15 protein-coding genes and 1 pseudogene are annotated in these 12,968 nt (G+C 40.9%); 4 read left to right on the top strand and 12 right to left on the bottom strand.

Annotated features, from left to right (window positions below):
* Positions 1-54 precede the first annotated feature (54 nt).
* From ACHB7C_RS10010 to ACHB7C_RS09965, 10 genes are all read right to left on the bottom strand, one after another.
* On the bottom strand, positions 55-2,559 hold the full coding sequence (locus tag ACHB7C_RS10010; RefSeq protein WP_395347200.1) for a host specificity factor TipJ family phage tail protein: 2,505 nt from the start codon (positions 2,557-2,559) through the stop codon (positions 55-57).
* Positions 2,546-2,938, bottom strand: coding sequence for an NlpC/P60 family protein (locus ACHB7C_RS10005; protein ID WP_395347197.1), 393 nt, complete (start codon positions 2,936-2,938; stop codon positions 2,546-2,548). The genes ACHB7C_RS10010 and ACHB7C_RS10005 overlap by 14 nt, the downstream gene beginning before the upstream one ends.
* A complete protein-coding gene (locus ACHB7C_RS10000; protein ID WP_395347223.1) occupies positions 2,938-3,405 on the bottom strand; it encodes a DUF1833 family protein in 468 nt (155 codons plus the stop codon). The genes ACHB7C_RS10005 and ACHB7C_RS10000 overlap by 1 nt, the downstream gene beginning before the upstream one ends.
* Positions 3,402-3,887, bottom strand: coding sequence for a hypothetical protein (locus ACHB7C_RS09995; protein WP_123382383.1), 486 nt, complete (start codon positions 3,885-3,887; stop codon positions 3,402-3,404). The genes ACHB7C_RS10000 and ACHB7C_RS09995 overlap by 4 nt, the downstream gene beginning before the upstream one ends.
* A 7-nt stretch (positions 3,888-3,894) precedes the next feature.
* Positions 3,895-7,335, bottom strand: coding sequence for a tape measure protein (locus ACHB7C_RS09990; RefSeq protein WP_395347194.1), 3,441 nt, complete (start codon positions 7,333-7,335; stop codon positions 3,895-3,897).
* Between the two features lie 104 nt (positions 7,336-7,439).
* On the bottom strand, positions 7,440-7,826 hold the full coding sequence (locus ACHB7C_RS09985) for a hypothetical protein (protein WP_210786656.1): 387 nt from the start codon (positions 7,824-7,826) through the stop codon (positions 7,440-7,442).
* A 107-nt stretch (positions 7,827-7,933) separates the two neighbouring features.
* The gene (locus ACHB7C_RS09980) at positions 7,934-8,341 is read right to left on the bottom strand and encodes a hypothetical protein (protein WP_125892596.1); all 408 of its coding nucleotides are present in this window, start codon (positions 8,339-8,341) and stop codon (positions 7,934-7,936) included.
* Positions 8,341-9,144 carry a hypothetical protein gene (locus ACHB7C_RS09975; protein WP_395347190.1) on the bottom strand — a complete coding sequence of 268 codons (804 nt, stop codon included), beginning with the start codon at positions 9,142-9,144 and terminating at the stop codon, positions 8,341-8,343. Before ACHB7C_RS09975 ends, ACHB7C_RS09980 begins: the two co-directional genes overlap by 1 nt.
* A gap of 245 nt (positions 9,145-9,389) precedes the next feature.
* Positions 9,390-10,508, bottom strand: coding sequence for an ORF6N domain-containing protein (locus ACHB7C_RS09970; RefSeq protein ID WP_395347187.1), 1,119 nt, complete (start codon positions 10,506-10,508; stop codon positions 9,390-9,392).
* Between the two features lie 70 nt (positions 10,509-10,578).
* The gene (locus tag ACHB7C_RS09965) at positions 10,579-10,749 is read right to left on the bottom strand and encodes an Arc family DNA-binding protein (RefSeq protein ID WP_210786661.1); all 171 of its coding nucleotides are present in this window, start codon (positions 10,747-10,749) and stop codon (positions 10,579-10,581) included.
* 115 nt (positions 10,750-10,864) lie between these two features.
* Here ACHB7C_RS09965 and ACHB7C_RS09960 point away from each other — a divergent pair.
* From ACHB7C_RS09960 to ACHB7C_RS09945, 4 genes and pseudogenes are all read left to right on the top strand, one after another.
* Positions 10,865-10,957, top strand: a pseudogene (locus ACHB7C_RS09960) (Arc family DNA-binding protein); the annotation flags it as partial.
* 21 nt (positions 10,958-10,978) lie between these two features.
* The gene (locus tag ACHB7C_RS09955; RefSeq protein ID WP_395347220.1) at positions 10,979-11,119 is read left to right on the top strand and encodes a hypothetical protein; all 141 of its coding nucleotides are present in this window, start codon (positions 10,979-10,981) and stop codon (positions 11,117-11,119) included.
* Positions 11,116-11,517, top strand: a complete 402-nt coding sequence (locus ACHB7C_RS09950) for a hypothetical protein (protein ID WP_369099258.1) — start codon at positions 11,116-11,118, stop codon at positions 11,515-11,517. Before ACHB7C_RS09955 ends, ACHB7C_RS09950 begins: the two co-directional genes overlap by 4 nt.
* A 138-nt stretch (positions 11,518-11,655) precedes the next feature.
* Positions 11,656-12,030, top strand: a complete 375-nt coding sequence (locus ACHB7C_RS09945; RefSeq protein WP_238563479.1) for a hypothetical protein — start codon at positions 11,656-11,658, stop codon at positions 12,028-12,030.
* An 11-nt stretch (positions 12,031-12,041) separates the two neighbouring features.
* On the opposite strand, the gene ACHB7C_RS09940 is transcribed toward ACHB7C_RS09945, so the two are convergent.
* On the bottom strand, positions 12,042-12,296 hold the full coding sequence (locus ACHB7C_RS09940; protein ID WP_369099257.1) for a hypothetical protein: 255 nt from the start codon (positions 12,294-12,296) through the stop codon (positions 12,042-12,044).
* A gap of 3 nt (positions 12,297-12,299) precedes the next feature.
* Complete coding sequence (locus ACHB7C_RS09935) at positions 12,300-12,941, bottom strand: DUF6246 family protein (protein ID WP_395347183.1); 642 nt, start codon at positions 12,939-12,941, stop codon at positions 12,300-12,302.
* Between the last annotated feature and the right edge of the window lie 27 nt (positions 12,942-12,968).

The raw sequence follows: 12,968 nt of genomic DNA, 5'->3' as shown, positions 1-12,968 counted from the left end.
TTTTCCAATAAAAAAGCCAGCTCTGATGGCTGGCTTGTTGGTTAATGATTGCTGTTATGCGTTATAGTTTGGTTTTGCGTCGAAATATTCGGTAGCGGTTATTGTGTAGCGCTCTCCACCTAGCGGGCGTTTATCAGTAATTACCCATTTGATGTTGTCGGTTTCCACTGATGTGGCGATAACGTACCGTGAAGGTGACTGCACTCGATACCCATCGTAGAAATTGAGCTCAATATCTTCTGGCACGTTTGCGATAAAGCCAAACTCAGTATCTTGCCTTGGCTCTGCTTTAAACTTCTGAGTTGTGTAACCCATCGAATCAGTGAGATATACCCACATTTCCTCATCAAATTTGATTTTCTCGCTAGTTGTGAATACCTCTCCGTTTCTATCAGTGATGTAACCAGCTTGCTGATTTGAGTCGTAAGTATCAGCTATCAGCACCATGTCTGATGGGTACACATTTCCACCGTCTGCAAGAGTTGTCAGACTGATACTTGTTCGTTGGTGAATAAGTCTGTTGGCTTCTAGCAGCGCTCTGTCCATTCCTTGGTAGCGATTTCTGCAACCCTGTAAAACAATCTTATTCGGAGTGCGCGATAGCCCTTCTGTGATGCCGTTTTCATCAACTCGAAAGCGGATGTAGTCTTTCTTATTGCGAACTGGCTCGACATACTCCAACTCAATCCCGTCATATCCGCTAGGCATCGACATGTCATACGATATCTTCATATCGTTACCTGTGATGTTTGAACGATTGAACGTGGTCATTGGGAATTCACTGGACTGTTCGCGCGAGAATGTAAGGACTGCATTATCGAAATAAGCGGCTACTCTTGCGGCGTTACAGATAGTTTCAATGCGCTGACCGAGTGATATATCTTCATCGTCAAAGGTGAAATCAAAATATCCTAATCGTTCATCTGGCAAGCTATCGAAAATACGATACAGCCCGTCAATATCTATGTTTTTCTCACTTTCTCCAGCGGTAATCAGCCAAGTATGAAGAACTGCATCAGCAAAACTCCGTGATGGTCTAAGTGTATAATCAACTTGCTTTGATACTCGGTCATATGAAATAACCATGCGAGTGGCTAGCAGGTTATACTTTCGCTCTCTTGCTCCAGTAGGAGCTTCCGTTGCCCTGATAGAAACTGTCGCTATCGTGTCATTATCAAAAATAACATTCTCACGCACTCTGACAATGTGAGCGTTTTCGATTTTCATGATATTCCTATCACTGCTGTTGTTTAGCCTTGTTAGCTGAACAGCATACCTTCCATCGCCACTACTTGGAGTTAGTTTGTTTGTTTTGTAGTAATTTCTAGCGCCATTATTTGCATAAATCGATGTATTAAAGCTTCTACGAGTTCCAGATATTTCCTCATTTTCATGATTAATCATCCAGTAATCCACTCTTGATGTACACGTCTCCCCGTCATCTAGTTGAGCCTGAAGATGCACCCATAGTTGATTACCATTCACTGGAGAGAAAAACGGACCAACAGTTAAATACTGGTTGTCATACAAAATGAACTTTGTTGTATTAACCCTTGTATTTGATGGTAGCTTTGATAGGTCACTGCCAGATAATTCATCAAAAAAGAATGTGTAGTACTCGACAGGATCGATAATAGCTCCGTCGTCACTCTCCGTGAATGATGTAAGTCTTGCGTTAACTTTTATATCTTTTGTGATTGTTTCAGTATCAGTGTCCCACGGGTTGGTTTTTTCTTTTGGAACTTCATAACTAACACTTATTGTCATTGATATGTATCTTGGAAACACAACTTGAGTAAAGTAATCAAAGTCATCTTGTTTCACAATTTTTGAAAATGCATTCCCACCCATTAATACAATCTCAATAACTTCATCAGCAGATGCTGTATGCCTTGGGATATCTTTACTTTCATTTGGACCAGGCAACTCTTGCCCGTCGATATCAGGAAACTCAAAACCTTCGTTAATCAGCGGGATAACTTCTTTTGGTCTGTATATCTTGTAGCTAGCACCTGCCATCGCCGTGAAATCAGATTCGGCAAATCGGATGCTTTCCGTTTTATATTCGCCAATGCCGATGTTTAGCCACTCGGTTACTGTCTTGAGGTTGTTATTGTACTCAAACATTGACTGCTGAATGAGGTCAGGGAACGCCCTTACTTGACCGTGTATCTCTGGTCTTGCCTGATACGCTCTAGCAACGTTTGTTTGCCCTGTGAGTCGGTTGTTTGGGCTGTCTTTAACATTCGACTCTGCTGCCGAGAATGACGGTGTTTTCGGTGCAAGAAACGAGAATACTTTCGTGACCAAGTTAAACACTGGATTCAGGATATCGCCTATAACACCCTTTGGCTGGTCGAATACTTGAATAAAGTGAGTCGGTGTTATCTCGAAATCTAACTCATCATCTTCTTGCAGCTCACGCCCGTTAACGAGAATGACAACGTCACTATGCAACTGCTGATGCACTAGAAAATCGCTATAAAAAAAAGAGCCGACTTTTAAATCAACTCTTTCTTTAGGTGTTCCCGCTATTCGTTGAATCTCAACTATCGGCATATTTCATAAACTCCAATTTCGTGAATTTCTTCTCAAGCACAATGAGCCTATCCATACGCACAGCTCCATTCTCGCCACGACTATGAAATGCATTGCCATCGATAATTAATCCGATGTGAGCTGGCTGAGAGCCGCGATATCCAATGAATATCCCATCATCTACTGGATGCTCGGTGCGCTGCCAGAATTCGACCTCATTCTCATAGCAAGTAACGAAATCATGGTCAGACTCGTAACCAGTGTCATGATGGATTTCCGTACCTAGTACGTACCTAAAATACAACACGACAAGGCCCCAGCAGTCACACGAATCAAACGTACACGCACGATTCTTCCACGGCTTGCCTATCATCTTGTTTATGAATTCATTTCTCGTCATTAAACAGTCTCCAAGCCTGTGAATTCTTCCATCGTGTAAATGCGCCCAATGTTCTTATTCAGTGGGTTATTCATCGACAGCGTGACAGTGACCGACTCGGCATCAAGTGAGCAGTCTTTCACGTACAGCGACCACTCGCTTATCGGGTTATCTTTATCGGCTGAATCAAACAATCTAAACGTTGCGATAATTGGCTTCATTCGAGTGTTTGACCGCCATAACTTGAGCTGCTGCTTAAAGTCCTGCGCTACTCGACTAAACTTAACAGAGGCATCGATAATCGGCGTTTTGCTTTGCTGGCTTTCAGCAAGTTCAAAGTTACACGGCTGATACTCAACACCGCCCAATACCTTAGGCTCTATCTGTAAGCTGACTAAATGAATATTTCCGAATGATGGGTGATAGAACTGGATGGTTTCGTAGAATGCGCGCATTGGTCGTTGTGCTCTGTACTCTCTTAACTTCATTCTCCCCCCTTGCATCTAGGTAATCGCTCAGTGACGACGATATCGAGCAAGCCCCATTCTTCAGGTAATAACTCGACAATCAGGTCTCCGAACTCATCATCTGTATTGTTCAGCTTTCGGCAAATAATGCTTCCCGTCCATGTCACCACACCAGCAACTATCGACGTCTGCACTGGCATTTGAACGAAGTGAACTATTTGCTCTTGCAGTCCACTACCGCCCAAATCAATCTCCATGCGAAACCATCGTTTGCCGTTATCAAGATAGTTAGGGCTTCGTAGCCATTGAGCAAAGCGCCTTTCCTGCTCTCGCCTTAACACCCACCGCACACTCCAAACGGTTTTTAAATCATCCGTAAGAGGCTGGAAAATAGGAGCGCCAACCTGTGGCTGGTCAGTCCTAAATCCCGTGTCGATGGTCATGTTTTTGTCTGCCCTAATCGGCAATGGCATACCGCGAGGGTAATCAATAATTTCGTCCATCGTTACCTCATCCGAGTCTAGTTGTTGCTGTTGTATTTTGAATTATCGAACGATGCATAGGTCCCTTCTCATGCATGTCAGTTAGAAACGCTTGAACTGTCAATGTGTCGCCATTTTGTGTTGCTTCGGCTTCAAATCGGTGATTACCTGATGAATGGTCGTTAAATATAATATTCAAATTGATATTTTTGTTACCGCCCGCCTTATCCGCAGGAATAACCTTCCCTGACTTATTCGGAATGAAAGCCTGTTTCCCGTCGTAAGTCTGGAATATTTCAGATTCACCCGATTCATTAATACGGTATGGATTGCCTCCTGATACGTTACCGCCGTAGCGACGACCGCCGAGTAATGACATTGATTGACCAGCTAACATTGACGATTGGAAGGAAGCTAATCCGCTACCTGCTGCCGCCCCACCCGTTGCTATAGATGCCGCTATTGCTGCGGGTGTCCAAGCTGCCAACGCTGCCGCGCCTCCTGCTACTGCTGCCGCTGCGTTCGCTGTCTGTGCTGCAACTCCCATCGTTTTACTGATGATAAAGTTTTTCAGCATCTCAACACCGACCTGCACGATTGAGTTAACGACACTGTTTAGAATCGTGTTACCCAATGAGCGCATGGCATCAGCTGCCGACATAGTACCCGTCATTAACCCTGTCATTACATTGGAAGCATTACCAGCGAACGAATCAACCGCAGACGCCAGCATTTCGTAGCTTAATGATTGATTCCTCATTAGCTCCCATTGTGCGGCTGTTTGCTGTTGTTGGTACTGATTATCCATCGCTGTAATAAGCGCTCTGTATTGCATGTCAGTAGCTTGTTTTGCTGCTGTAAATTGCTCATGCGACATTTGCTGTTTAGCGTAGGAGTTTTCTAGTAACTGCTGCTCTTGATTGTAATACTCTCTCATCAAGGCGAGTTTGCGCGTGTTTTCGTTCTGTAATGCTTGTACAGGGTCGAACTTAGCACGGTTCTCTGCTACTGGCGTGATGATATTATTGGCTGTGGCCTCTGCGATTTTAGTGGCGTATTCAGACGCGATTTCTAACCTGCTGCGCTGTGATTCTTCAAACGAAATATCACCCATTTTCAGTTGTCTTTCTATCTGTGCCAATTCATCAGTTTTCAGCTTCTCAGCTTTGGCGATAACATTAGCTTCTAGCGCGGCTCGTTTATCTGCTAATCGTTGCTGGATATCGTACAACTCACCTGCTAAACGCTCCGCTTCTGCTATCTGCTCAGGACTTGCCTTATCGCCTAGTGCCTTGCCTGCATCATATTGCGCTAACTTCTTAGAGCCTTCTTCATAGCCTTTATTAAGGCGTTCGATTTCAGCTATTTGGCGTTGAATTGCCTTGCCCGCATCATCTGATGTTTTGGTTGATGCTTTAGATTGCTTTTCGTGCTCCCGTTCAGCCTCTACCAAGTCATAGTATGCTGTGGATTCTGCTATAATCTCATTCCTTTGAGTGGGGTTATTTGTTACCTTTTCAGCCTCCATTTCTGCCTTTCTGATTGCTCTCTGGCGCTTATCTTTAATCTTAAGAAGCTCATTTTGCTCCTTAAGATTTAGTATTGCTTTCTTACCTTCGTCTGTTTCTGGCTCTTCTCTTTTGGCATCATTCAGATCCCTTTGAGCATCTGCCGCAGCTTTTATTTTTTTCTGCAATGCACCTATCGCAGCACCCATTTTCCCAGCAACGCCAGACGCATTATTCATTGCATCATAAAGCTCTTTATTTCTTGTTGTCAGCTCACCTGTGGCGTCAGAAACATACTGTATAGTTCTAGCTAGTTTAGCTTGTGCCTCATCAATTTCCTTTGTCTTGATTGCAATTTCACGCTGCTGCTTTTCTAGTGACTCTGACTTTCTCTGCCAGTCGGCTGTGTTTTTTATCGTCCATTGATAGTTATCATTCAGGGTTTGTAATTCTCCCTGTAACTTTTCAATAGCCTCACGTTGCACATCAATAGAATTACTTGCCTCTGCCACGTTACCCATTAGGGCAACATCCGAAAGCTCCTTCATTCTGTTTGTCAGTGTTTCAATGGAGTCAGCAAAGTCCAATGACTTTTGTTTGGCTGTCTCTGCTTGCTGCCAGTAATACAAGAGTGCCCCACCTGCCAACATGGCCACGCCAGCGGGACCACCTACTAGTGCCATTGCAGACTTAAGAACTCCGACAGCTCTAGCACCTATAGCACTTGCTGCATTTATTCTGTCTTGAGATGCCGCAACGGCGTTATTTGCTTGTACAAGAGCTAATTTAGCCGCTCTCTCTCTTTGTTGAGCAGCAACTATTTCATTCGATAATAAAACGCTTTGTTGAGACCGCTTATTTTGGTCTATGTTATTTTGAAGTCTTGCTCTATCTAACTGAGCATTACGAACTTCTGCCGCCGCTCTTCTCTGTGCTTGTTGTGCAGCTTCTAGTTGAGCGTTTGCATTTTCTTTAAAAGCCTTACTTTGATTCAGCGTTTGAACAGCAGAGTTTTTCATGGCGTTAGCGAGCGTGCCAAAATACTTAGCAGCACCTATCGCCACCATTGCTGTTATTGCAGTTGATACTTTATCAAAGTTTTCTGTTAGTACTGCAAAGCCAGCGGAAACCGTTCTTGTAATACCTAAAGATTGGTTTAATTCGCCATAATAGGCTTTCGCGGAGTTTGTTAGTTTGGTGAACCCGTCAGCAACAGTGTTGTCCATTGAGTCTGCTAAGGCATTGTTGGCTTCCTTAGCTCCATTCATTGAATCAACAAATAGCTTCATAGAAATACCAGTTTCCAATGCCATTTTTTTAACATCATTCTCAGTGACTTTTATACCACCTCGCAATCTGGATAATTCTTTTGCTATATCGCCAACGACAGAAGGAGTCGCATTTAATACAGAGTGCCAATCATTACCCTTAAGTGTGCCTACCACCATTGCTCTATTGAGGGCATTCATTGCTGATTCTGTTTGCTGTGTTCCTGTGGCGTTAGCTGTAAATGCTGAAGAAAGTGATTCTATATAATCAATTGTTTGCTCTGTATTGTATCCAAGCTCTTTCATTGAAGTTGCAGAACCAGCGTACAGTGACTGTACCGTTTCAACGGCCTTACCATTTCTGTTGCTTATTTTTACAAATCTATCTTGTATTTCAGCGTATTTTTCAACGTCTCCCTCAACAGAATTAAGGGCCATCTTGATGCGTGCTGCCATCTGCCCCCAATCATCTACAGCCTTTATAATCGCCCCAGCAGATAATGCAGAGCTAACAGCTAATGCGGCTTTGGAAAATGAAAGCATCGATTTCTCTGACTTCTCTACTGACCTTGACGCCTTGTCAAAACTAGTTTCCAGATCACTTAAACTGTTATCTACCTGCTTATTTGAAACCAACAGCTGCTCGGTGTCAGCCTTAATAACAAATTCAATCGAACCTGCATTTACTGTCATGATAACCTCTTGAAAAAAGAAAGCCCCGTCAAGTGACAGGGCTGTTAGCTAAAATAAAAAACCCCGCCAATTGGCAGGGTCTGTTAATCAGTTGTGAACTATTACTATTTTATTTTGCAGTTCATTAGAAGTTGCCCTGATTTGTCGGGATAAACCACATTGAAAATTCCCACTTTATTTGTAAATGCAACATTCAAATCTTCACCATCAAGAAATAAATAGTCATCGCCATTGCTGTCTTTCTTTTCACTAAGCTTTGGAGTTGTGAATTCGCCATTTTTCAGTCCCTTAACTGTAATGACTCTATTTTCGACGATTATGTTAGCCTTTGTTGTATCTTTAGGAAATGCGTTAGGATTGCCATTTGATATAACTTGGCTATTGGATATTTGATCCACATCACAGATATATTCACCATCGTATTTAGGGTCGCTTTCACCACACCCAGCCAGCAAAGCAACCACCGCAGCCACTGCTAATATTCTTTTCATCTCACCATCCCATCAATTAGTTTCAGTAATGTTAGCTTAGCGGGAGTGCAAATTGAAGCAAAAGGGAAAGCGCAGATTTCAGGCAATAAAAAACCCACCGGAGTGGGTTAGTTTTCTTTAACTTTTTGATTGTCATTTATTTTACTAAATGCTTTTTCTGCTTTTCTTAATACCTTATACGCTTCTTGCTTCGTGAATTTTTTGTTAATAAAATAATCAGCCTTCACCCTGATGCTTCTTGAAGATATAAGGTAATCTGCTAGAGATTTTGATAACTCAGAATCTATAGCTAATAGTTTTTGTATAATAATTTCATGCGTACCAACAATCCCAGAGCAGTCAATGTCCACATGCTCACCATCTACTATTTCTTTTGATAGATGCAGCATGGAGTAATATGCCATCCTTGCGCAATTTCTATAAGCTAATTCAGGATTTCCATTTATACATGCAGCATCAGAATTTCCATCATGCAATATGGATGCAAGATTTAATATTTCAAAAGGAGTTATCATTACTGATCACCTTCATCTACGAATAAGCTATATGTGACTAGAGTTTTTATTCTTGACGGATAATTAAGGTTAGATATCTCCTCTATTAACTCATCCTCAAGACAAATAGCATCATCTACACTAATATTTTCTGACAAAAAGAAAACAAATGAAATGAACTCATGACCATCATCAATATAATTCTCAACATCAAATACAGATATCGGAAGCAAACCAAAATCTTCAATTAATCTTTTTGATGTTTTTCTTGAGATAATATCCAGCGAATCAATGATGTATGATGATATGTTGGTTAAATCATTTTTATTATTGCACAAGAACCTAAATGTTTTTTCCACATTATCTTCTATGATACTGTTTTTGCTGTACTCTTCTTTGATTCTTTCGTAGCCTTTTAAATCACCAGAAAATAAGTACGATTTAATACCTAACGAAATCATAATTTCGTTAAATAAAGGAATGTCATACTTCTCCAATAAGTTATGAATTTCTCCAAACCTAAGTGAGTTTCCTAAAGCAGTAATTATATTTCCTACCAAAGGCCAAGGTACGCTGTCTTGGTAGCTCATTAAATCTTTTATGGCTTTATTAGCATGATAAAGCAAGCCATCAATATCTGACATGATTGAGCAATAACATGTTAACACTATATCACTTCTATCATCATGAGATTTATTCATAGAATCAATCAATTGAATAGTCTGCGCCATCTCAAACTCAGAAAGCATCCGACCTTCTTCTATGGCCTTATTGATTATTTTGATCACTTTGCTGCTAGACTTCAACGGCACAGGATTAACCATACGAGCCTCATAAATGGAAAATATAGAATTAAATGAAAATATAGTTAGCCAAATAATAAGCCCTTTAGCTATAAATCACAATAATTAAGTCCTTGGCAAAAAACCATCATCGCACCATGCAATGAAATCACTATATCACTTCATTATTATTTATAATAACTTGCCTTGTTATACGAACGGAAAAAACCTCAATCAAGAGGCATAATGTGTGATCTGGATTACAAGCCCATCCTTGGGCTGGGTGGTTAGTCTAATAACTTAGTTTCTGGCTTTTCTTTAAGGCTTAATAAGTTGCAGTAAATAACTCCATTCAGTTCAGATAACTGCTTGGTTACCTCTGACTCTAAGGCTGGATTTAATTTTTTAATTGCTGGCGCTAGTATGTTTCGCCATTCATCTATAATTGACTTGATGATATTGTGAGCCACAGAAGTATTGCTTAACAAAACATCTGATAGCAGCCTTTCTTTTCGATTTAAACTACTAGTATTAACTTCGTAACGATGCTGTAGTGCTTTTAGCCAAAAATAGGCTGCATCTATATTTACACCCATACCTCTAAGCTTAGTCAGCATTTCAATTAGTGGGTTCGGGTATTCAGCCATATTCTTAAGCATCTTTTGAGGATACCTATAGAATTCAGATAGTGATTTTGCTTTATCAACACCCTCAAGATCAAACAACCAGTCATATTCATCAAAGAATGACATTGGCATCGCAAGGCTTTCAAGTCCAACCTGTGGTAGCTGCTGTTTGGGAATATATTCACCTTCCATTACTAGCTTGTGAACATACTCAACCGCCATTGGTATCTGGTCGGCTGTGAGCTCATCAATTCCGCTAACATTAAATTGCTGATGTACCAGTGAATATGCTTCGGGGTACATAATGCCCTTTTTGCTCACGAGTAGATTAACAGCGTTCTTTAATGGGTTGCGTTCCTGAAACGTTGATTTGTGTTGTGACTCTTGCTTTTTAGCAAAATAGAAATCCTCTAGCGCTTCGAATACATCCCATGCGTTATCTGTATCTAGCATCTTGGCATGCCGCGCTGCTCCGCGCTCTGTCCAGAGGGCCAAACTTCTAGCTCTCTTTCCTACGATTTGATCATGAAATTTAACTGGGTAACTTTTAGTTACTCTGTCCTTAAAACCCTTTAACTCAACGCCTTCCAACTTAAAATAATGCTTCCCCTCTATGAATCTATCGGCGTTACGAGAGAAGTTCATTTTTACATTCGCTTCATCGGTTCCGTATAGCTTAGCCATGATTCCAGTTGTAATAACTGGTGTGCCGCAATGTAAAATTGATGGCGTCGCCTTAACTGAGTTGCTCACATCATTAATATTTGCTACATTATTCATAGTTCGTTTCCTGAATCGTTTCGGACTAAAATTGAAACCCTAACTATTGCAAGTAGTTGGGGTTTCGCTCTTATAGACACTGCCTCATCACACTTTGAACTCTGTCGTCAAACGACATTTCCAGCCTCAATAACATTTCCTGATTTTCAGATCGCCTGTTTTTGTATGCAGCCTCTTTGATTTTACAAACCAAATCTTCTGACATACGAACAACTTTCTGTTTATTGTTTGCCTTTTTCATCTTAAATTACCTTTTGTGATTCTTTGTGATAACAAAAAGTATCATTGTGATGATATCAAGTCAAATTTTTTTTGATAATATTGTGATATCAGTTTGACAACATAGGTAATGGGTAATGTCGCGCATAAGAGATATAGCTCCGTATACAATTAGAATGCCCGAAGGAATGAAGGATAAACTATCAGTTAGAGCCCATAAAAATGGTAGGTCTCTTAATTCTGAGATGGTAATGATACTGCAAGAGGCTTTGGAAAAATCAGAGTCAAAGCCACAAAGCAACGCAGAGCACCAAGCAGCAATCCAAGCAGAAGAGTTTAAGAAGGTTGTTTATGACTCCCTAGTGAAGCTTTACGACAAGGATAACAAATGAAAAAGTTTGATAAGGATATAGAGCGCATTTACACATTGAGCTATTCCAAGATTATTGACCTACATTTTAGGATGCAAGAAGAGGTAAAGTACCAATACAACTTGCGCCGTAATCCGCACAACCTTAAAGATGCTATTAGCGTTTGTGAGCAGGCTATGTCCATATCCAATATAGTGCTTGAAGCCATGATTGAAAAGAAGCGCGGGGAATGCGCTGAATACTTTTCAGTTACAGGCCGACGGTCGCCAGATAATAAATTCTACTACCCTTCGCATTATGCAGCCGAAACCCTTTGCAAAATATACAAAGAACTAGGCGAGCAAGAGAAAATCACAAATATTCAAAACAAAATGAATGAAGAAGGTTGGGGCTCTGGTCGATATGAGTCTGTAAACTAACTATTTTTAATGATGTCTTTCAATGTTTCCTTGTCAATATGAACAGTCATTTCTCCATACACCAAGGAACGGAAAGCCATATTTAGGCAAGTGATAAATCCATACACCCTACGGCAGAAAGAAGAAAAGGAAATTTTTATGTCTACACCACCAGTTAAGCTATCCTTTCCTGAATCGGTTAGTGCTGATTTGTGTACATCTTTGCTAGATAATGGCATGAGATACTCCGTAATAAAAAGCAGCCTAACAAAACCACAGCAATCATCTGGTCCATCGTTACAGGTCAATTCATCAACCTTACCAGAAGTCATTATTGAGCTCATCAACTCTACTGCAATTTGGGGTTCACTGGCATACGTTATAATTTCTCTTATCAGAAAAAATAAGCATAAGAAAATAACAATTAAACGGGATGGCGTTGAAATTGTAGTGCAAGGTGATGATATGGAATCAATGATGAAAGCTATTGAATATGCAAAAAATATTGAGATCATTACTACAGACAAGAAATAATTGGCTATGCGCTATTTCCTGTATTCTTTCAGAATAGCGCCACTTTCACTTAACACTCTGTAAACATCGCCATCTTCCATCTGAAAAATGATTTCACTGTATAATGCTGGCTGATCAATAGCACTGACAATAAGGCATCTACCTAGAGTCTCCCCAGCTTTGCATCCGACACTTAGGTCTTCAACATATTTAACCTTAGAGATTTTGATAATTTCCTCTTTCGGCTTTCGTTTCGGATCGCCACCATGAATAACTTGTAAATACATCCCCTACCTCGCATTATCACGCATAATAATTTTATCCGCCCAATCCATAGCTTCTTCATACCGCTTATTGGATGGTATTTTATCTTTCTCGCTGCGGGGAAATTTAGCTTCCATTGCAGCTCGGAAACCTGTCATTGTCATTCCCCATGCTTCCTGTTCGCTAATGCCTAGATGAGCAACAGCAAGATAGACATAAACGCGCGGGTCGAACTCGTTTGTGAATTTACCTTGTGGCTCTTCGTCTTCATCGGGCTTTTGGTCGCCCATGATGCCGTGTCGCATGAGGTGACGAGCAAGAGTGATAATATCCTGTAACTTCAAGCGCCCTTCTCGATAGCTTAACCAGCCTTTACGGTTGACGCTAAGATTGCCAATTAACGCACTGACTTTTTCGTTACAGCACTTTTCAATCACTTCTTTGCATTCCATGACCATATTAGCAAAGCAAATAGCCTCTGCATTTTTTGCTAGCTTAGGGTTTTTCAGGTTAGGGAATCGACCTCCGTGTACAGTAACGAAAATATCAGTTAATCGTGTGGGTGAGTTTTGAGATAGCCTAGCCATTGCCGAAAATGATGGGATTAAATGATATGGCTTACCATCGACAATCACCGCTATTTGCCCTACATCCGTTAATACTTGCATGAGACCTCAATAGAGGGGCTTACGCCC

It is taken from the genome of Providencia sp. 2024EL-00732, assembly GCF_044006275.1.
GTDB classification, from domain to species: domain Bacteria; phylum Pseudomonadota; class Gammaproteobacteria; order Enterobacterales; family Enterobacteriaceae; genus Providencia; species Providencia huashanensis.
Note: the sequence above shows the minus strand (reverse complement) of the source record. Positions and strands in the feature narration are given on the sequence as shown.

Excerpts from the sequence above, each read along its gene's own strand:
- ACHB7C_RS09945 (WP_238563479.1), top strand. The coding sequence starts at position 11,656 with ATGTCTACACCACCAGTTAAGCTATCCTTTCCTGAATCGGTTAGTGCT.
- ACHB7C_RS10005 (WP_395347197.1), bottom strand. The coding sequence starts at position 2,938 with ATGACGAGAAATGAATTCATAAACAAGATGATAGGCAAGCCGTGGAAG.
- ACHB7C_RS09995 (WP_123382383.1), bottom strand. The coding sequence starts at position 3,887 with ATGGACGAAATTATTGATTACCCTCGCGGTATGCCATTGCCGATTAGG.
- ACHB7C_RS10000 (WP_395347223.1), bottom strand. The coding sequence starts at position 3,405 with ATGAAGTTAAGAGAGTACAGAGCACAACGACCAATGCGCGCATTCTAC.
- ACHB7C_RS09990 (WP_395347194.1), bottom strand. The coding sequence starts at position 7,335 with ATGACAGTAAATGCAGGTTCGATTGAATTTGTTATTAAGGCTGACACC.
- ACHB7C_RS09955 (WP_395347220.1), top strand. The coding sequence starts at position 10,979 with ATGATACTGCAAGAGGCTTTGGAAAAATCAGAGTCAAAGCCACAAAGC.
- ACHB7C_RS09980 (WP_125892596.1), bottom strand. The coding sequence starts at position 8,341 with ATGATAACTCCTTTTGAAATATTAAATCTTGCATCCATATTGCATGAT.
- ACHB7C_RS09975 (WP_395347190.1), bottom strand. The coding sequence starts at position 9,144 with ATGGTTAATCCTGTGCCGTTGAAGTCTAGCAGCAAAGTGATCAAAATA.
- ACHB7C_RS09950 (WP_369099258.1), top strand. The coding sequence starts at position 11,116 with ATGAAAAAGTTTGATAAGGATATAGAGCGCATTTACACATTGAGCTAT.
- ACHB7C_RS10010 (WP_395347200.1), bottom strand. The coding sequence starts at position 2,559 with ATGCCGATAGTTGAGATTCAACGAATAGCGGGAACACCTAAAGAAAGA.
- ACHB7C_RS09985 (WP_210786656.1), bottom strand. The coding sequence starts at position 7,826 with ATGAAAAGAATATTAGCAGTGGCTGCGGTGGTTGCTTTGCTGGCTGGG.
- ACHB7C_RS09940 (WP_369099257.1), bottom strand. The coding sequence starts at position 12,296 with ATGTATTTACAAGTTATTCATGGTGGCGATCCGAAACGAAAGCCGAAA.
- ACHB7C_RS09935 (WP_395347183.1), bottom strand. The coding sequence starts at position 12,941 with ATGCAAGTATTAACGGATGTAGGGCAAATAGCGGTGATTGTCGATGGT.
- ACHB7C_RS09965 (WP_210786661.1), bottom strand. The coding sequence starts at position 10,749 with ATGAAAAAGGCAAACAATAAACAGAAAGTTGTTCGTATGTCAGAAGAT.
- ACHB7C_RS09970 (WP_395347187.1), bottom strand. The coding sequence starts at position 10,508 with ATGAATAATGTAGCAAATATTAATGATGTGAGCAACTCAGTTAAGGCG.